Source organism: Pseudomonas sp. 06C 126 (genome assembly GCF_001855215.1).
Classification (GTDB): Bacteria; Pseudomonadota; Gammaproteobacteria; order Pseudomonadales; family Pseudomonadaceae; genus Aquipseudomonas; species Aquipseudomonas proteolytica.
This window is the reverse complement of sequence record NZ_MIFU01000140.1, coordinates 12,388-29,304: the sequence shown is the minus strand read 5'-3', so window position 1 is coordinate 29,304 and position 16,917 is coordinate 12,388. Positions and strand designations below refer to the sequence as shown.

Annotated in this window: 17 protein-coding genes; 8 read left to right on the top strand and 9 right to left on the bottom strand. The window is 62.4% G+C overall.

Annotated features, from left to right (window positions below):
- The first annotated feature begins 55 nt into the window (after window positions 1–55).
- Complete coding sequence (locus tag BHC62_RS25415) at window positions 56–613, top strand: DNA-3-methyladenine glycosylase I (protein ID WP_070996607.1); 558 nt, start codon at window positions 56–58, stop codon at window positions 611–613.
- Window positions 614–654: 41 nt separating this feature from the next.
- Window positions 655–1,542, top strand: coding sequence for a lysophospholipid acyltransferase (locus BHC62_RS25410; protein WP_070996605.1), 888 nt, complete (start codon window positions 655–657; stop codon window positions 1,540–1,542).
- A 119-nt stretch (window positions 1,543–1,661) separates the two neighbouring features.
- Here BHC62_RS25410 and BHC62_RS25405 read toward each other — a convergent pair whose 3' ends face one another.
- The 5 genes from BHC62_RS25405 to def are packed head-to-tail and all read right to left on the bottom strand — an operon-like array spanning window position 1,662 to window position 6,213.
- On the bottom strand, window positions 1,662–1,973 hold the full coding sequence (locus tag BHC62_RS25405) for a tetratricopeptide repeat protein (RefSeq protein WP_070996603.1): 312 nt from the start codon (window positions 1,971–1,973) through the stop codon (window positions 1,662–1,664).
- Between the two features lie 18 nt (window positions 1,974–1,991).
- Window positions 1,992–3,365 carry a Trk system potassium transporter TrkA gene (trkA, locus tag BHC62_RS25400; protein WP_070996602.1) on the bottom strand — a complete coding sequence of 458 codons (1,374 nt, stop codon included), beginning with the start codon at window positions 3,363–3,365 and terminating at the stop codon, window positions 1,992–1,994.
- Between the two features lie 23 nt (window positions 3,366–3,388).
- On the bottom strand, window positions 3,389–4,699 hold the full coding sequence (gene rsmB, locus BHC62_RS25395; RefSeq protein ID WP_070996600.1) for a 16S rRNA (cytosine(967)-C(5))-methyltransferase RsmB: 1,311 nt from the start codon (window positions 4,697–4,699) through the stop codon (window positions 3,389–3,391).
- A complete protein-coding gene (fmt, locus tag BHC62_RS25390; protein ID WP_070996598.1) occupies window positions 4,699–5,649 on the bottom strand; it encodes a methionyl-tRNA formyltransferase in 951 nt (316 codons plus the stop codon). Before fmt ends, rsmB begins: the two co-directional genes overlap by 1 nt.
- Before the next feature lie 57 nt (window positions 5,650–5,706).
- Window positions 5,707–6,213, bottom strand: a complete 507-nt coding sequence (gene def, locus BHC62_RS25385; RefSeq protein ID WP_029290229.1) for a peptide deformylase — start codon at window positions 6,211–6,213, stop codon at window positions 5,707–5,709.
- Window positions 6,214–6,478: 265 nt separating this feature from the next.
- On the opposite strand from def, the gene dprA reads away from it, so the two are divergent.
- Together dprA and BHC62_RS25375 are read left to right on the top strand one after the other, a co-directional pair.
- On the top strand, window positions 6,479–7,573 hold the full coding sequence (gene dprA / locus BHC62_RS25380) for a DNA-processing protein DprA (RefSeq protein ID WP_070996596.1): 1,095 nt from the start codon (window positions 6,479–6,481) through the stop codon (window positions 7,571–7,573).
- 54 nt (window positions 7,574–7,627) lie between these two features.
- Window positions 7,628–8,185: an L-threonylcarbamoyladenylate synthase gene (locus BHC62_RS25375; protein WP_029290233.1), complete on the top strand. Its 558-nt coding sequence runs from the start codon at window positions 7,628–7,630 to the stop codon at window positions 8,183–8,185.
- 117 nt (window positions 8,186–8,302) lie between these two features.
- On the opposite strand, the gene BHC62_RS25370 is transcribed toward BHC62_RS25375, so the two are convergent.
- Window positions 8,303–9,280 carry an NADPH:quinone reductase gene (locus BHC62_RS25370; protein WP_070996594.1) on the bottom strand — a complete coding sequence of 326 codons (978 nt, stop codon included), beginning with the start codon at window positions 9,278–9,280 and terminating at the stop codon, window positions 8,303–8,305.
- Window positions 9,281–9,440: 160 nt separating this feature from the next.
- Here BHC62_RS25370 and hemF point away from each other — a divergent pair, with 160 nt between their 5' ends.
- Window positions 9,441–10,373, top strand: a complete 933-nt coding sequence (gene hemF / locus BHC62_RS25365; protein ID WP_029290237.1) for an oxygen-dependent coproporphyrinogen oxidase — start codon at window positions 9,441–9,443, stop codon at window positions 10,371–10,373.
- The gene (gene aroE, locus BHC62_RS25360) at window positions 10,373–11,194 is read left to right on the top strand and encodes a shikimate dehydrogenase (RefSeq protein ID WP_070996592.1); all 822 of its coding nucleotides are present in this window, start codon (window positions 10,373–10,375) and stop codon (window positions 11,192–11,194) included. The genes hemF and aroE overlap by 1 nt, the downstream gene beginning before the upstream one ends.
- An 87-nt stretch (window positions 11,195–11,281) precedes the next feature.
- Here aroE and BHC62_RS25355 read toward each other — a convergent pair whose 3' ends face one another.
- From BHC62_RS25355 to betC, 3 genes are all read right to left on the bottom strand, one after another.
- On the bottom strand, window positions 11,282–12,844 hold the full coding sequence (locus BHC62_RS25355; protein ID WP_070996591.1) for a SulP family inorganic anion transporter: 1,563 nt from the start codon (window positions 12,842–12,844) through the stop codon (window positions 11,282–11,284).
- Between the two features lie 152 nt (window positions 12,845–12,996).
- Complete coding sequence (gene choX, locus BHC62_RS25350) at window positions 12,997–13,914, bottom strand: choline ABC transporter substrate-binding protein (RefSeq protein ID WP_070996589.1); 918 nt, start codon at window positions 13,912–13,914, stop codon at window positions 12,997–12,999.
- A gap of 19 nt (window positions 13,915–13,933) precedes the next feature.
- Window positions 13,934–15,448, bottom strand: a complete 1,515-nt coding sequence (gene betC, locus BHC62_RS25345) for a choline-sulfatase (RefSeq protein WP_070996588.1) — start codon at window positions 15,446–15,448, stop codon at window positions 13,934–13,936.
- Window positions 15,449–15,551: 103 nt separating this feature from the next.
- Here betC and BHC62_RS25340 point away from each other — a divergent pair, with 103 nt between their 5' ends.
- Window positions 15,552–16,475 carry a LysR family transcriptional regulator gene (locus BHC62_RS25340; RefSeq protein WP_070996586.1) on the top strand — a complete coding sequence of 308 codons (924 nt, stop codon included), beginning with the start codon at window positions 15,552–15,554 and terminating at the stop codon, window positions 16,473–16,475.
- A gap of 108 nt (window positions 16,476–16,583) precedes the next feature.
- Window positions 16,584–16,910, top strand: coding sequence for a DOPA 4,5-dioxygenase family protein (locus BHC62_RS25335; protein ID WP_070996584.1), 327 nt, complete (start codon window positions 16,584–16,586; stop codon window positions 16,908–16,910).
- The last annotated feature ends 7 nt before the right edge of the window (window positions 16,911–16,917 follow it).

Here is a 16,917-nt window from a genome sequence, read left to right as displayed (position 1 = left end):
ATTTAAAGGGCGGCAGTATACCCGATTCGGCCTTGCCACCACTCCCTGGAGCCTTATGCCACGCTGCTTTTGGTGTTCTGAAGATCCGCTGTACATGGCTTATCACGATCAGGAGTGGGGAACGCCGCTGCGCGATGCGCAGGGTTTGTTCGAGTTGCTTTTGCTCGAAGGGTTCCAGGCGGGCCTGTCCTGGATCACCGTTTTACGCAAACGCGAGCATTATCGAAAGGTCTTGTTCGGTTTTGATCCCCAGCGTCTGGCGCAGTTGAGTGATGCCGAGATCGAGCAGTTGATGCTCGACCCAGGCATCGTGCGCAACCGCTTGAAACTCAATGCCACCCGGCGCAATGCCGCCGCCTGGCTGGCGCTAGAGGACCCGGTGGGGTTGCTCTGGGCGTTTGTCGGCGGCGTGCCCAAGGTCAATCATTTCAAGGATTGCAGCCAGGTTCCGGCGATTACGCCAGAGGCCGAAGCCATGAGCAAAGCGCTCAAGAAAGCCGGCTTCACGTTCGTCGGGCCGACCATCTGCTATGCGTTCATGCAGGCCTCGGGCATGGTCATGGACCACACTCAGGATTGCGACCGTTACGCGGACTTGGTCAACGCCGGGTAGAATGGCGCACTTTGCGCACCGCACAACATCAGGAGTGACCTGTGGAAAAGTTAAAAGGCGCCTTGCTGGTAGGCGCTCTGCGATTGTTTGCCCTGCTGCCCTGGCGCGCCGTCCAGGCGGTGGGTACGGCCATTGGCTGGATCATGTGGAAAACCCCCAACCGCTCCCGCGATACGGTGCGGATCAACCTCTCCAAGTGCTTCCCGGACATGGACCCGATCGAGCGTGAGCGCCTGGTCGGCCAAAGCCTGATGGACATCGGCAAGTCCCTGACCGAAAGCGCCTGCGCCTGGATCTGGCCGGCCCAGCGTTCCATCGACCTGGTGCGCGAAGTCGAAGGCCTGGAAGTGCTGCAGCAAGCCCTGGCCTCAGGTAAAGGCGTGGTAGGCATCACCAGCCACCTGGGCAACTGGGAAGTGTTGAACCACTTCTATTGCAGCCAGTGCAAACCGATCATTTTCTACCGCCCGCCCAAGCTCAAGGCGGTGGATGACCTGCTGCGCAAGCAACGCGTGCAGTTGGGCAACCGGGTGGCGGCCTCCACCAAAGAAGGCATCCTCAGTGTCATCAAGGAAGTGCGCAAGGGCGGCCAGGTGGGGATTCCCGCTGACCCGGAGCCGGCAGAGTCGGCCGGGATCTTCGTGCCGTTCTTCGCCACCCAGGCGCTGACCAGCAAGTTCGTGCCGAACATGCTCGCCGGTCACAAGGCGGTCGGGGTATTCCTGCATGCCCTGCGGCTGCCGGATGGCTCGGGCTACAAAGTGATTTTGGAAGCGGCGCCAGAAGATATGTACAGCACCGACACGGCCACGTCCTGCGCGGCGATGAGCAAGGTGGTGGAGCGTTATGTGGGCGCTTACCCGAGCCAGTACATGTGGAGCATGAAGCGCTTCAAGAAACGCCCGCCGGGCGAGGCGCGGTGGTACTGATACCCCCCCTCATGAAGATCACATGTGGGAGCTGGCTTGCCTGCGATGGCATCACCTCGGTTTGACTGGAAGACCGAGTTGCCTGCATCGCAGGCAAGCCAGCTCCCACAGGGGTCACCTCAAGCCTGGCGGTCGAGTTTCTTCAGGAACACCGTCATCTCTTTTTCGGCCTGCTTGTCGCCATGGGCCTGGGCCGCTGCAATCCCCTGCTCCCACGCCTGTCGCGCCGCGTCTTTATCGCCCAGCGCAGCCTGCGCCTTGCCCAACAGCTTCCACGCCGCTGAATACTTAGGATCGAACTCGACGCATTTTTGCAAATGCGCCGCCGCCTTGGCGTTGTCTTTCAGGTCCAGATAACCCTTGCCCAAACCAAAACGCAGCAGCGAGTTATCCACACCCTTGGCGAGCATGTTTTCCAGGGATTCGAGCATGTTGGTCTCTCCGTCAGATCAAAAAAAGCTCAACCCCACGTGGAACAGTTTCTCCACATCGCGGATATGTTTTTTATCCACCAGGAACAGAATCACATGGTCCCCCGTGGCGATCACCGTGTCGTCGTGGGCGATGATCACTTCTTCATCGCGAATGATCGCGCCAATGGTGGTGCCCGGTGGCAAGCCAATATCGCGGATCGCCCGGCCGATCACCTTGCTCGACTTGGAGTCACCGTGGGCAATCGCCTCGATGGCTTCCGCCGCGCCCCGGCGCAGTGAGTGCACGCTGACGATATCGCCGCGCCGCACGTGGGCCAGCAACGTGCCGATGGTCGCCAATTGCGGGCTGATGGCGATATCGATGTCGCCGCCCTGGATCAGGTCCACATAGGCCGGGTTATTGATGATCGTCATGACCTTCTTCGCCCCCAGCCGCTTGGCCAGCAGCGACGACATGATATTGGCCTCGTCGTCGTTGGTCAGGGCCAGGAAGATATCGGCGTCGGCGATGTTCTCTTCCATCAGCAGGTCACGATCCGAAGCGCTGCCTTGCAGTACCACGGTGCTGTCGAGGGTGTCGGACAAATGCCGGCAGCGTGCCGGGCTCATCTCGATGATCTTCACCTGGTAGCGGCTTTCGATAGCCTCGGCCAGGCGCTCGCCGATCTGCCCGCCGCCGGCGATGACGATGCGTTTGTAGCTCTCGTCGAGCCGGCGCATTTCGCTCATCACTGCGCGAATGTTGGCCTTGGCAGCGATGAAGAACACTTCGTCGTCGGCTTCGATCACTGTGTCGCCCTGGGGCAGGATCGGCCGGTCGCGGCGGAAAATCGCGGCCACGCGGGTTTCCACATTCGGCATGTGTTCGCGCAGCTGACGCAGTTGCTGGCCCACCAGAGGCCCACCGTAGTAAGCCTTGACCGCCACCAGTTGCGCCTTGCCTTCGGCGAAGTCGATCACCTGCAGTGCGCCGGGGATTTCGATCAGGCGCTTGATGTAGTGGGTGACCACCTGCTCCGGGCTGATCAGCACGTCCACCGGAATCGCGTCGTTGTCGAACAGCCCGGCGCGGGTCAGGTAGGCCGCTTCACGCACTCGGGCGATCTTGGTCGGGGTGTGGAACAGGATGTGGGCGACCTGGCAGGCGACCATATTGGTCTCGTCGCTATTGGTCACCGCCACCAGCATATCGGCGTCGTCGGCGCCGGCCTGGCGCAGCACGGTGGGGAACGAGGCACGGCCCTGGACCGTCCGGATATCCAGGCGATCCCCCAGGCCACGCAGGCGTTCGGCGTCGGTGTCGACCACGGTAATGTCGTTGGCTTCACTGGCCAAATGCTCGGCCAGCGTACCGCCGACCTGGCCTGCGCCAAGGATGATGATCTTCATCCGGTCACTCCCTTAAAAACCATTCAACCGCGTGCAGCGGCAATCTTGATCAGCTTGGCGTAATAGAAGCCATCGTGCCCGCCTTCCTGCGCCAGTAGCTGGCGGCCATGGGGCTGCTTGATGCCGGCTGTGGTGGCAATGTCCAACTCCCGCGCGCCGCTGGTGCGGGCAAGGAAGGCTTGGATCACTTCGGTATTCTCGGTGGGCAATGTCGAGCAGGTGGCGTAGAGCAGGATGCCACCGACTTCCAGTGTCGGCCACAGCGCGTCCAATAGCTCGCCTTGCAGCACAGCCAGGGCGGCGATGTCGTCGGGTTGGCGGGTCAGTTTGATATCCGGGTGGCGGCGGATCACCCCGGTGGCAGAGCACGGTGCGTCGAGCAGGATGCGCTGGAACGGTTTGCCATCCCACCAGGTGGCGGTGTCGCGACCGTCGGCGGCAATCAACTCAGCTTCCAGGCCCAGGCGTGCGAGGTTTTCGCGCACCCGCACCAGGCGCTTGGCTTCCAGATCCACGGCCACCACGCCGGCCAGGTTGGGCTGGACTTCCATGATGTGGCAAGTCTTGCCACCAGGCGCGCAGCAGGCGTCCAGCACCCTTTGGCCGGGCGCCAGGTCGAGCAGGTCGGCGGCCAGTTGCGCGGCTTCGTCCTGCACGCTGATCCAGCCCTCGGCAAAGCCTGGCAGGCTGCGTACATCGCCAGCCGTTTCGAGGACGATACCGTCCTGGCTGTACACACAGGCGCTGGCGTTGATGCCGGCATCTGCCAGCAGCGTGAGATAGGCATCGCGGCTGTTGTGGCGGCGATTGACCCGCAGAATCATCGGCGGGTGCGCATTGTTGGCGGCGCAGATGGCTTCCCACTGCTGGGGCCAGAACGCCTTGAGGGATTTTTGCAGCCAGCGCGGGTGTGCGGTGCGCACTACCGGGTCGTGTTCCAGCTCGGCCAGCAACCCTTCGCTTTCGCGTTGGGCGCGGCGCAGCACGGCGTTGAGCAAGGCCTTGGCCCAGGGTTTTTTCAGCTTGTCGGCGCAGCCCACGGTTTCGCCGATGGCGGCGTGGGCCGGCACGCGGCTGTAGAGCAACTGGTAAAGCCCCACCAGCAGCAGCGCCTCGACGTCGGCATCGGCTGCCTTGAATGGCTTTTGCAGCAACTTGGACGCCAGCGCCGATAGACGCGGCTGCCAGCGCGCGGTACCAAATGCCAGGTCCTGGGTGAAGCCGCGATCACGGTCTTCGACCTTATCCAGTTGCACCGGCAACGAGCTGTTCAGGGAAGCCTTGCCATTGAGCACGGCGGCCAGGGCCTTGGCGGCGGCCAAACGCGGGTTCATCAAGCGTCCACTCCGAGGATGATGCCGGGGGCAAATTTCTCACGACGGCTATTGAACAAATCGCTGAAGTTCAGCGCCTTGCCACCGGGTAATTGCAGACGGGTCAGACACAAGGCCTGCTCCCCGCACGCAACCAACAGACCTTCCTTACTGGCACCGATGATTTCACCGGGGGCACCGTGGCCTTCGGCCAGGTTGGCGGCGAGGACTTTCAAGGCTTCGCCATTGAGGGTGCTGTGGCAGATCGGCCATGGGTTGAACGCGCGTACCAGGCGTTCCAGCTCCACGGCCGGGCGGCTCCAGTCGATGCGCGCTTCGTCCTTGTTCAGCTTGTGGGCGTAGGTGGCGAGGCTGTCGTCCTGCACTTCGCCTTCCAAGGTGCCAGCCGCAAGGCCGGCAATGGCCTGGATCACCGCAGGCGGGCCCAGCTCGGCCAGGCGGTCGTGCAGGCTGCCGCCGGTGTCTTGCGCGGTGATGGGCGTGGTGACCTTGAGCAGCATCGGCCCGGTGTCGAGGCCGGCCTCCATGCGCATCACCGTCACGCCGCTTTCGGCGTCACCGGCTTGCACCGCGCGCTGGATCGGCGCGGCACCGCGCCAGCGTGGCAGCAGCGAGGCGTGGCTGTTGATGCAACCCAGGCGCGGGATATCCAGCACGGCTTGCGGGAGGATCAGGCCGTAGGCCACCACCACCAACAGGTCCGGCTTCAGCGCGGCCAGTTCAGCCTGGGCTTCGGCGTTGCGCAGGGTGGGCGGTTGCAGCACGACGATGCCGTGCTCCAGGGCCAGTTGCTTGACCGGGCTGGGCATCAGTTTTTGCCCACGGCCGGCCGGGCGATCCGGCTGGGTGTACACCGCGACGATTTCATAAGGGCTGGCAAGCAGGGCCTTGAGGTGTTCGGCGGCAAATTCGGGGGTGCCGGCAAAAACGATGCGCAGTGGCTCGGTCATGGGAAACGTCTCACAAAAGAAAAAGGCTTGCCGGAGCAAGCCTTTGGAAGAAGGGAATCAAGCTTGCTGGCGATGCTTCTTTTCCAGTTTCTTCTTGATCCGGTCGCGTTTGAGCGTGGACAGGTAATCGACGAACAGCTTGCCGTTGAGGTGGTCGCACTCGTGCTGGATACACACGGCCAGCAGGCCTTCGGCAATCAGCTCGAAGGGCTTGCCGTCACGGTCCAGGGCCTTGATCTTGACGCGCAGCGGGCGCTCGACGTTCTCGTAGAACTCCGGCACCGACAGGCAGCCTTCCTGATACTCGCCCATCTCGTCGGTCAGCGGCTCGAACTCGGGGTTGATGTACACCATCGGTTCGCTGCGGTCTTCGGACAGGTCCATGACCACCACGCGCAGGTGCACATTGACCTGGGTCGCGGCGAGGCCGATGCCCGGGGCTTCATACATTGTTTCAAACATGTCATCGACCAACTGACGAACCTTGTCGTCCACTACGGCCACCGGTTTGGCGATAGTGCGCAGGCGCGAGTCCGGGAATTCGAGGATGTTCAAAATAGCCATAAGCGTAATTGCTGCACATGTGAGGTAAAGGCAAGTCGGCCTCGGGACAACCCGCACGACCGGTGTGAAACGCTCGCAGGCCGCGAAGGCCAAGGCATTTCACGCGAACCGACATAATAAAGGAGATTGCGCCCATGAGGAAATCGCTACTCGTCTTCAAAATGCAGTGGCCGGTTGGGCGGCGATGACCCGCTGCAATAATTAGCCTGCTACAGAAGTTACCAACAGAGTTATCCACAGCTTGTTCCTGATCAAGGATGATCATATGCCAGTAATCCATACCCCGGATATTTCCCCCGCCGAGCTGGAAGCCCGTCTGCGTTTGCATCGCATGCCGGAGCTCGGTCCCAGGCGTTTCAAGACATTGATCGAGGCCTTTGGCTGCGCCTCGAAAGCCCTCGGCGCCCCGGCCAGTGCCTGGCGTTCGCTGGGGTTGCCGGCGGCCTGTGCCGAAGCCCGGCGCAGCGTGCAAGTGCGCGATGGCGCCAGCGTCGCATTGGCCTGGCTAGAGCGTCCGGCCCAGCATTTGCTGATGTGGGACCAACCCGATTACCCAGCCTTGCTGGCCGAGCTGGATGATGCACCACCGTTGTTATTCGTAGCCGGCAGCCCCGCTATCCTGGAAAAACCGCAGTTGGCCATGGTCGGCAGCCGCCGCGCTTCCCGGCCCGGAATGGATACGGCGGCCGCCTTTTCCCGCAGCCTGGCAAGCGCCGGTTTTGTCATTACCAGCGGCTTGGCCCTGGGTATCGACGGGGCGGCCCACCAGGCAGCATTAGATGTCGGGGGTCAGACTATCGGCGTGCTGGGCACCGGTCTGGAAAATTTTTATCCACAGCGCCACCGCCAGCTCGCCGAGGCGATGATTGCCCAAGGCAGCGCGGTGGTTTCCGAGTTCCCGCTGGACGCCGGTCCCCAGGCCGGCAACTTCCCGCGGCGCAACCGTATTATCAGTGGCCTGTCCCTGGGGGTTCTGGTGGTGGAGGCCAGCGTCGCCAGCGGCTCGCTGATCACCGCGCGGCTGGCCGCCGAACAGGGGCGCGAGGTGTATGCAATACCGGGGTCGATTCATCATCCTGGCGCCAGGGGCTGTCACCAACTGATCCGCGACGGGGCGGTGCTGGTGGAAACCATCGAACACATCCTTGAAGGGTTGCGCGGTTGGCAGGCGTTATCGCGGCCCGCGCCGGTGGCGGTAACCCATCCACTGGTGGCGCTGTTGCATGCGGCGCCCCAGACCAGTGAAGGCTTGGCCATCGCCAGCGGGCAGAGCCTGTGCCAGGTGCTGGCGAGCCTCACCGAACTGGAGCTGGAGGGCCGGGTGATCTGTGAAAGTGGCCGCTGGTTTGCACGCAGTTAGGTTTTGTAACGAACATCGGTAAACTGCGCAGAGCTTTAGTCCGGAGAGTGAGTAATGGTCAACAGGTGGCGTGTGCAAGAAGCCGCACGAGAAATTCGCGCAGGCGCGGTGATTGCCTATCCGACCGAGGCCGTCTGGGGCCTGGGCTGCGACCCGTGGAACGAGGAAGCGGTGGATCGCTTGCTGGCGATCAAGGGCCGGTCGGTGGATAAGGGGCTGATCCTGGTCGCCGACAATATCCGGCAATTCGACTTTCTGTTCGAAGACTTCCCCGACACCTGGATCGACCGCATGGCCAGTACCTGGCCGGGGCCCAATACCTGGCTGGTGCCCCATCAGGACCTGCTGCCTGAATGGGTGACTGGTAAGCACGACACCGTGGCATTGCGGGTCAGCGATCATCCGCTGGTGCGCGATTTGTGTTCACTGGTGGGGCCATTGATCTCCACCTCTGCCAACCCCCAAGGCCGGCCGGCCGCGCGCTCGCGGATCCGGGTGGAGCAGTATTTCCGTGGTCAGGTGGACCGGGTGCTGGGTGGCAGCCTGGGTGGGCGCAAGAACCCGAGCTTGATTCGGGATCTGGCCACGGGTGAGGTTCGGCGCCCGTCTTGAGACCGTGGTACTGCCATCGCGGGCAAGCCCCACATTCGACCGATTTCCAACCTGGGAATGCGTTCGAATGTGGGAGCGGGCTTGCCCGCGATGGCGGCATTCCAAGCAGCCGAAATGTTACGGCAGCAAAATGGTCGACCCAGTGGTCCGCCGCCCCGACAACTCCACCTGCGCCTTCGCCGCGTCCGCCAGGGAATACCGCTGGTTGATATCAATCCGCACCTTGCCGCTTTCGATCATGGCAAACAGGTCGTCGGCCATGGCCTGCAGGTTCTGCGGATTGTTGGCGTAGGTCGCCAGTGTCGGCCGGGTCACGTACAGCGAGCCTTTCGCCGCCAGAATCCCCAGGTTCACCCCGTCCACCGCACCTGACGCATTACCGAAACTCACCAGCAGGCCCCGGGGCGCGACGCTGTCCAGCGAGGCGAGCCAGGTGTCCTTGCCGACGCCGTCGTACACCACCGGGCATTTCTTGCCGTCGGTCAGTTCCAGTACGCGCTGTGGGACGTTTTCCTTGCTGTAGTCGATGGTTTCCCAGGCGCCGAGGGATTTGGCCAGGGCGGCTTTTTCCGGCGAACTGACCGTACCGATCAACTTCACACCCAGGGCTTTGGCCCATTGGCAGGCCAGGGAGCCGACGCCACCGGCAGCGGCGTGGAACAGGATGGTTTCACCGCCTTTCAATTCATAGGTCTGGCGCAACAGGTACTGCACGGTCAGGCCTTTGAGCATGGCCCCAGCAGCCTGTTCGAAGCTGATCCCATCCGGCAGATGCACCAGGTTGGCGGCCGGCAGCACGTGCAGTTCGCTGTAGGCACCCAGCGGGCCGCTGCCGTAGGCCACGCGGTCGCCGACCTTGAACTGGCTGACTTCGCTGCCCACCGCATCCACCACCCCAGCGCCTTCCGCGCCCAGGCCCGAGGGCAAGGCCGGCGGTGCATACAGGCCACTGCGGTAATAGGTATCGATAAAATTCAGGCCAATGGCCTGGTTACGCACACGTACCTGTTGCGGGCCCGGTTCTGCCGGCGTGTAGTCCACATACTCAAGTACTTCGGGGCCGCCATGGGCGCTGAACTGGATACGTTTGGCCATCTGCTCTGTCCTCAAGTCTGTTTCGCGAAAGGCTCCTATCGGACTCCTATGCTTGATCTTCGTCAACTGTGGCAGCGCCCGACGCGGTGGTATCCTGTGCGCCCCTTTGCCGCCGACGCCCAATGGCCTCGCGTAGCTTTGCCCGATTCAAGGTGATGCCATGACTACTCGCACCGAGGCTGTAAAAGCCTACCTGCTCGACCTGCAAGACCGCATTTGCAGTGCCCTGGAAACCTTCGAGGCGGATACGCGCTTTATCGAAGATGCCTGGACCCGCCCAGCCGGTGGCGGTGGCCGCACGCGGGTGATTGAGAACGGGGCAGTGATCGAGAAAGGCGGCGTCAACTTTTCCCATGTTTTCGGCAGCGGCCTGCCACCGTCCGCCAGTGCCCACCGTCCGGAACTCGCCGGTCGTGGTTTTGAAGCCCTTGGCGTGTCACTGGTGATCCACCCGCATAACCCCCATGTGCCGACTTCCCACGCCAATGTGCGATTTTTCATCGCCGAGAAAGAAGGCGAAGAGGCTGTCTGGTGGTTCGGTGGCGGCTTCGACCTGACGCCCTACTACGGCAACGAAGAAGACTGCATCCACTGGCACCGTGTGGCCGAGCAGGCTTGCGCGCCGTTTGGCGCAGACGTTTACCCGCGCTACAAGGCCTGGTGCGACAGCTACTTCCACATCAAGCATCGCAACGAGCCCCGTGGGATCGGCGGTCTGTTCTTCGATGACTTGAACGAGTGGGACTTCGACACCTGCTTCGCCTTTATGCGCGCCATTGGCGATGCCTACATCGACGCCTACCTGCCCATCGTCCAGCGTCGCCAGGCGCTGGCCTATACCGAGCAGCAACGCCAGTTCCAGGAGTTGCGCCGTGGGCGCTACGTGGAGTTCAACCTGGTGTATGACCGTGGCACGCTGTTTGGCCTGCAATCGGGCGGGCGCACCGAGTCGATCCTGATGTCGCTGCCACCGCAAGTGCGCTGGAGCTATGACTGGAAGGCTACCGCCGGCAGCGAAGAAGCACGTTTGACCGATTATTTCCTGCAAGACCGTGACTGGCTCGGCCTTGCTGCGCCCCAGGTGGCCAGCTGATGGATCGTTATGTGGTGTTCGGCAACCCCATCGGCCACAGCAAGTCGCCGCTGATCCATCGCCTGTTTGCCGAGCAGACGGGCGAGGCGCTGGACTACAGCACGTTGCTGGCGCCGCTTGAGGATTTCACCGGCTGTGCCCGGGAGTTTTTCCTGCATGGGCGCGGCGCCAACGTCACCGTGCCGTTCAAGGAAGAGGCCTATCGCCTGGCCAGCGCCCTGACCGAGCGCGCGCAACGCGCAGGCGCGGTGAACACCCTGAGCAAGCTGGCCGACGGCAGCCTGTTGGGTGATAACACCGATGGTGCTGGTCTGGTGCGCGACCTGACCGTCAACGCCGGCTTGAGCCTGGCGGGCAAGCGCATCCTGCTGCTCGGTGCCGGTGGCGCGGTGCGTGGGGCCTTGGAGCCGCTGCTGGCGCAACAGCCAGCCTCGCTGATCATCGCCAACCGTACCGTGGAAAAAGCCGAGTTGCTGGCCGAACTGTTCGATGACCTGGGGCCGGTGTCTGCCAGTGGCTTCGATTGGCTGAGTGAGCCGGTGGACTTGATCATCAACGCCACCTCCGCAAGCCTGTCAGGCGATGTACCGCCGATTGCCAGCAGCCTGATCGATCCGGGCAAGACCTTTTGCTACGACATGATGTATGCCAAGGAACCGACGGCATTCTGCCGCTGGGCCACTGAACACGGCGCGGCAGTGGCGATGGATGGCCTGGGCATGTTGGTGGAGCAGGCCGCGGAAGCCTTCTACCTGTGGCGCGGCGTGCGCCCGGATTCGGCGCCGGTGCTGGCCGAGCTGCGGCGCCAGTTGGCCCTGTAATCGCGCCCCTGTAGGAGCCGGCTTGCCGGCGATGGCGATTTCAAGGCCGCCATCGCCGGCAAGCCGGCTCCTACAGAAAAGCGGTATTCAGTCTTCGAAATGGATGGGGCACTTGTCGGCCCCTTCCAGCTTTTTCAATTCTTCGACCACCTGCGGCCGCGCCCGGCGCAACGTCAGGCTGCGCCCCAACCCGCGCAAACGGCGGGCCTCCTGGTGCAGCATCTCCACCCCTGAATAGTCGATAAAGTTGATCTGTTGCGCCTCGATCACCACCCGTTGGCCTTGCAGGCGCTGCAAGCGCACTTGCAGGTAGTGGCTGGCGCCAAAGAAGATCGAGCCGCCGACCCGCAGCACATCATCGTCACCGTCGCGCCACTGTTGCACCCGTGGCTGCGAGGTGCGCTTGAGGTAGAAGAACAGCGACGCCAGCACGCCTGCATAAATCGCCGTTTGCAGCTCTAGCAGCAAGGTGGCCAGGCATGTCAGGCCCATCACCACAAACTCCGCACGGCTGACCCGCCACAGTGCGCGAATGCCCCGATGATCCACCAGGCCCCAGCAGATCAGCAGGATGCTGGCGGCCATGCTCGGGATCGGGATGTGCGCGATCAGGACCGCACCGAACAGCGCAAACAGCGCGACCCACAACGCAGAGAACACCCCCGCCAGTGGCGAGCAGGCGCCCGCCTCGTAGCTCAGGCCCGAGCGGGTGAAGGATCCGGCCGACAGGTAGCCGGAGAAAAATCCGCCGACGATATTGGATAAACCCTGGGCGCGGACCTCCTGATTGGCGTCGAGCAACTGCTGCGAACGCGCCGACAGCGAGCGGGCAATCGACAGGCTGGTCACCAGCCCCAACATGCCGACTGCCACGGCGCTGGGCAGCAGGCGCAGGATCATATCCAGGTCCAGCGGCAACGGGCTGAACGGCGGCAATTGGCCGACAAATGAGCTGACCCGCGCCACATGCCCGAACATCGCCGGCCACGCCCACGCCACCAGGCTGCCGAGGACCAGGGCAATCAGCAGGCTCGGCCAGCGCGGCACGCAGTATTTGAGCAGCACGCCCACCAGCAAGGTGCCGAGCCCGAGGGCCAGGGACGGGCGATCCCATTCGCCGCTGTGGTCGATCAGCGCCAGCAGGCTGTTGAACGCCGTGCCCTGGCTGGGCAGGTCGAGCCCCAGCAGGTTGGGCAATTGGCCCAGGGCAATGACAGCTGCCGCGCCAAGGGTGAAGCCGAGGACTACGGAGTGGGAGACGAAATTGACCAGCGCGCCAAAGCGCAACATGCCCAACAGCCATTGGAATACACCGGCGAGCAAGGTCAGCAACAGGATCAAGGTGATGTAGTCCTGCGAGCCGGGCACCGCCAGCGGGCTGATGCTGGCGTAAAGCACTATGGAAATCGCCGCCGTCGGGCCGCAGATCAAGTGCCACGAAGAGCCCCACAGGCAGGCAATCAGCACCGGGACGATCGCCGCATACAGGCCGTATTCGGGAGGCAGGCCGGCGATCAGGGCATAGGCGATCGATTGCGGCAAGGCCAGCACTGCGCCGCTGAGGCCAACAATCGCATCCCGGCCAACGCTGGCGCGGGTCTGGCGCGGTAGCCAGCGCAGGAATGGGAGCAGAGTGTGGGGCCGGGACATGGATCGCTCGAAATACTGTAGGAGCGAGCTTGCTCGCGAAGATGGATAACGATAACGCGGGTTGCCTGAAAAAACGCGGCGTTTTCGAATTCTTCCCCGGCAAGCCGGCTCCTACAGGGTGATAGGAAGACCTGTAGGAACCAGGGCAATATTTAGAGTTTGGCTTTGACCGCCGCCAATGCATCCTGGCCATCGAGGGTTTCAACCCCCTCCAGCCACTTGTCCAATACCGCCGGGTTGGCCTTGATCCACGCCTTGGCCGCATCGCTATTGCTGACCTTGTTGTTCACCACCTCGGCCATGATGCTGTTCTCCATGTCCTGGGTGAACTTAAGGTTGGTCAGCAGCTTGGCCACATTCGGGCAGGCCTGTGCATAACCTTTGCGCGTCAGGGTGTACACGCTGCCGGTGTCGCCGAAGTATTTTTCCCCGCCCTTGAGGTAGCGCATCTTCAACTGCACGTTCATCGGGTGCGGTGTCCAGCCGAGAAAGGTGACGAAACGCTCGCGTTTCACCGCCCTGGACACTTCGGCCAGCATCGCCTGCTCGCTGGACTCGATCAGCTTCCATTGGCCGAGGTCGAAGTCGTTCTTCTGGATGATTTCCTTCAGCGAAAGGTTGGCCGGCGCGCCGGACCCGATGCCGTAGATTTTCTTGTCGAACTTGTCGGCAAATTTATTCAGATCGGCAAAGTCATGCACGCCGGCCTCCCACACATAGTCCGGCACCGCGAGGGTGAACTCCGTACCTTCAAGGTTCTTGGCCAGTTGCACCACATCGCCGTTGGCCACGAACTTGTCGTAGAAGCCCTGATGCGCTGGCATCCAGTTGCCCAAAAACACATCCACCTGGCCGTCCTTGAGCCCGCCATAAATGATCGGCACCGCCAGGGTATCGACCTTGGCCTTGTAACCCATGCCGCTGAGTAAAAAGCCGGCGATGGCGTTGGTGGCGGCAATGTCGCTCCAGCCGGGGTCGGCCATCTTCACCGTCTCGCAACGGGCGTCGGCATACACGTGGGTGGCACTGAGCAACAACGCGGCACTGACGACTGTGGATAACTTTTGCATGGCCTTCCCCTTACTGGATTTATTGGTTTTGGCAGGGTTGTGGATAACGAGCCTTGCGCTCCAGATCGTCGAGGTCGATATGGTTGCGCATGTACTGCTGGCTGGCGTCGACCAGCGGCTGGTGATCCCAGCTCTTGAGTTTGCCCACCGCCAAGGCTTCGCATACCAGACGCCGGCGGCGCTGGCTGGCGAGCACTTGCCGGTGGATCGCGGGCATGTCCCATTTGGCCCGCGCCTCGGCCAGGAAGGCTTCGAACAGCGGGCGATGGGCTGGCGACTGACTGAGTTCTTCCTGCTCACGAGGGTCGCGGTGAACATCGAACAACAAGCAGGGATCGTCCTCGCTATAGATGAATTTGTAGGCGCCGCGGCGAATCATCATCAGCGGGCCGATGGTGCCTTCGGCCATGTACTCGCCGAACACTTCGTCATGCCCGCCCTGCCCTTGCAAGTGCGGGACCAGTGAGCGGCCGTCCAGAGGCAGGTCGGCGTCCAGTTCACCGCCGGCCAACTCCACCAGAGTCGGTAACAGGTCGGCGGTGGACACCGCCGCACTCACCCGCCCGGCCTGGAATTGTCCTGGCGCACTGACCAGCAGCGGCACGCGGGCGGCCATTTCAAACCAGTGCATTTTGTACCAGAGCCCACGCTCGCCGAGCATGTCGCCGTGGTCGCCGGAGAACACGATGATCGTGTCTTCGGCCAGGCCAGTGTCTTGCAAGGTTTGCAGGAGTTTGCCGACATTGCTGTCGATGTAGCTGCACGCGCCGAAGTAAGCCCGCCGTGCATCGCGGATCTTATCCACTGGCAGCGGCTTGTCCCACAGGTCGTAGACCTTGAGCAGACGCTGGGAGTGCGGATCCTGGTCGGCCTGGGCCGGCGTTGTAGGTATCGGGATGTCTTTATCGTCGTACATATCCCAGAACGGCTTGGGAATGGTGTACGGGTCGTGGGGGTGGGTCATGGAAACCGTCAGGCAGAACGGCTGGTCGCCGTCCTCGCGAATATGGTCGAACAGGTATTGCTGGGCCTTGAACACCACCTCTTCGTCGAAATCCAGTTGGTTGGTGCGCACACATGGGCCGGCTTGCAGCACCGACGACATATTGTGATACCAGGTGGGGCGCACGTCGGGCTCATCCCAGTTCACCGCCCAACCGTAGTCGGCGGGGTAGATATCGCTGGTGAGGCGCTCTTCGTAGCCGTGCAACTGGTCCGGCCCGCAGAAATGCATCTTGCCCGACAGCGCCGTGCGATAGCCGAGGCGACGCAGGTAGTGGGCGTAGGTCGGTACATCGGCGGGGAAATCCGCCGCGTTGTCGTAGGCGCCTATCTTGCTCGGCAACTGGCCGCTGACCAGGGTAAAACGCGACGGCGCACACAGCGGGCTGTTGCAGTACGCGGCGTCGAACACCACGCCTTGGGCGGCCAGGCGGCTGAGGTTGGGCAGTTTGATTGGCGAAGGACCGTAGAACGGAAGCAACGGCGCGGCCATTTGATCGGCCATGATGAAAAGAATGTTCTTGCGCTTCATGGTTTCGCGGCATTCCATAGTCAATATTTATGCGATTGAGCATGGGGGCCATGGAATACGTGGTAAAGCCCATACAGAGCAATGTCTAGGATAAGTAACGCTTATGTATAAAGCCCTGGGTAACCTGTCGCTGGACCTGCTGCGGGCCTTCGAAACCGCCGCCCGTCACCGCAGCTTCACGGCGGCGGCGATGGAGCTGGGCACCACCCAGCCGGCAGTCAGCCAGCAAATCAAGCGCCTGGAAGAACAACTGGCGGTGCGGCTGTTTGACCGTATCTACCGGGGCATCGAATTGACGGATGCGGGCAGGCTGTTGTTCGAGCACGTGCAGGCTGGGTTGCAGAGCATGGATGCGGGCCTGGGGTTGATCACCCAGCAGGACCAGCACGAAGTGTTGCAAGTGGCGACCGACTTCGCCTTCGCCGCCTACTGGCTGATGCCGCGCCTGCATCGCTTTCATGAGGCCAACCCGCAGGTGGATGTGAGCCTGGTCACCAGCGAGCGTAATCACGCGACCTTGCGCAGCGATATCGACGTAGCCGTGTTGTTTGGCGATGGGCGTTTTCGCCAGGGGCACAGCCAGTGGTTGTTCAGCGAAGAAGTGTTCCCGGTGTGCAGCCCGCAACTGCTCAAGGGCCGCACCACGCCGCTGTCGCTGCAGAGCCTGCAGCAATTGCCGTTGCTGCACCTGCGCCAGGAAAACAATAGCCAATGGTTCGACTGGAACGGGGTCTTTCGCGAACTGGGGATCAGCGCCGCACCGACCCCGGGACCGCTACGTTTCGACAATTACACGCTGCTGATCCAGGCGGCGATTGCCGGCCAGGGCGTGGCCATTGGCTGGCGCCACCTGGTGGATAACCTGCTCGAGCAGAACTGGCTATGCCGGCCGATTAGCGACACGGTGATCTCGCGTTTTGGTTATTACGTGGTATTGCCCCAGCGCAAACGGCGTGGGCAGTTGATCGAGCGGTTTGTCGACTGGCTGGCGGCCGAACAGTCCAGCAGCCTGATGCCGCCCGATTGAGGGGGCTTGTCCCCTTGCCACAGCGTTGCCTCATCGCTGAGCCTCCCAGGCTTGGCCTGCCGTCGATTGCGGTCTAGGATCGGCCGATCAACCAGTCCGGAGCCAGTCATGCAACGTATCAAGGGTTATCACGCCCATATCTACTTCGACGCCAGCACGCTCGACCAGGCGCGCAAGCTCTGTGAAGAGGCGGCGGCCATCTTCCCGGTGCGCGTGGGGCGCATGCATGAGCGTGCGGTGGGGCCGCATCCGGACTGGAGCTGCCAGTTGGCCTTCGACCCGCAGTACATCGGCGTGGCGTTGCCGTGGTTGGCCCTCAATCGCAACGGTTTGGTGGTGTTTCTGCACCCGGATACCGGCGATGACCTGAAGGACCATACCGACTACGCGATCTGGATGGGGGCCATGCGTCCGTTGGATTTGTCTATTTTTTAACCAGTTT

What these genes read in the sequence shown, in the direction of transcription:
- BHC62_RS25375 (WP_029290233.1), top strand. Translation starts at nt 7,628, where the DNA reads ATGGTCAACAGGTGGCGTGTGCAAGAAGCCGCACGAGAAATTCGCGCA.
- BHC62_RS25355 (WP_070996591.1), bottom strand. Translation starts at nt 12,844, where the DNA reads ATGTCCCGGCCCCACACTCTGCTCCCATTCCTGCGCTGGCTACCGCGC.
- BHC62_RS25340 (WP_070996586.1), top strand. Translation starts at nt 15,552, where the DNA reads ATGTATAAAGCCCTGGGTAACCTGTCGCTGGACCTGCTGCGGGCCTTC.
- rsmB (WP_070996600.1), bottom strand. Translation starts at nt 4,699, where the DNA reads ATGAACCCGCGTTTGGCCGCCGCCAAGGCCCTGGCCGCCGTGCTCAAT.
- choX (WP_070996589.1), bottom strand. Translation starts at nt 13,914, where the DNA reads ATGCAAAAGTTATCCACAGTCGTCAGTGCCGCGTTGTTGCTCAGTGCC.
- BHC62_RS25335 (WP_070996584.1), top strand. Translation starts at nt 16,584, where the DNA reads ATGCAACGTATCAAGGGTTATCACGCCCATATCTACTTCGACGCCAGC.
- BHC62_RS25405 (WP_070996603.1), bottom strand. Translation starts at nt 1,973, where the DNA reads ATGCTCGAATCCCTGGAAAACATGCTCGCCAAGGGTGTGGATAACTCG.
- BHC62_RS25370 (WP_070996594.1), bottom strand. Translation starts at nt 9,280, where the DNA reads ATGGCCAAACGTATCCAGTTCAGCGCCCATGGCGGCCCCGAAGTACTT.
- aroE (WP_070996592.1), top strand. Translation starts at nt 10,373, where the DNA reads ATGGATCGTTATGTGGTGTTCGGCAACCCCATCGGCCACAGCAAGTCG.
- fmt (WP_070996598.1), bottom strand. Translation starts at nt 5,649, where the DNA reads ATGACCGAGCCACTGCGCATCGTTTTTGCCGGCACCCCCGAATTTGCC.
- BHC62_RS25415 (WP_070996607.1), top strand. Translation starts at nt 56, where the DNA reads ATGCCACGCTGCTTTTGGTGTTCTGAAGATCCGCTGTACATGGCTTAT.
- betC (WP_070996588.1), bottom strand. Translation starts at nt 15,448, where the DNA reads ATGAAGCGCAAGAACATTCTTTTCATCATGGCCGATCAAATGGCCGCG.
- hemF (WP_029290237.1), top strand. Translation starts at nt 9,441, where the DNA reads ATGACTACTCGCACCGAGGCTGTAAAAGCCTACCTGCTCGACCTGCAA.
- dprA (WP_070996596.1), top strand. Translation starts at nt 6,479, where the DNA reads ATGCCAGTAATCCATACCCCGGATATTTCCCCCGCCGAGCTGGAAGCC.
- trkA (WP_070996602.1), bottom strand. Translation starts at nt 3,365, where the DNA reads ATGAAGATCATCATCCTTGGCGCAGGCCAGGTCGGCGGTACGCTGGCC.
- def (WP_029290229.1), bottom strand. Translation starts at nt 6,213, where the DNA reads ATGGCTATTTTGAACATCCTCGAATTCCCGGACTCGCGCCTGCGCACT.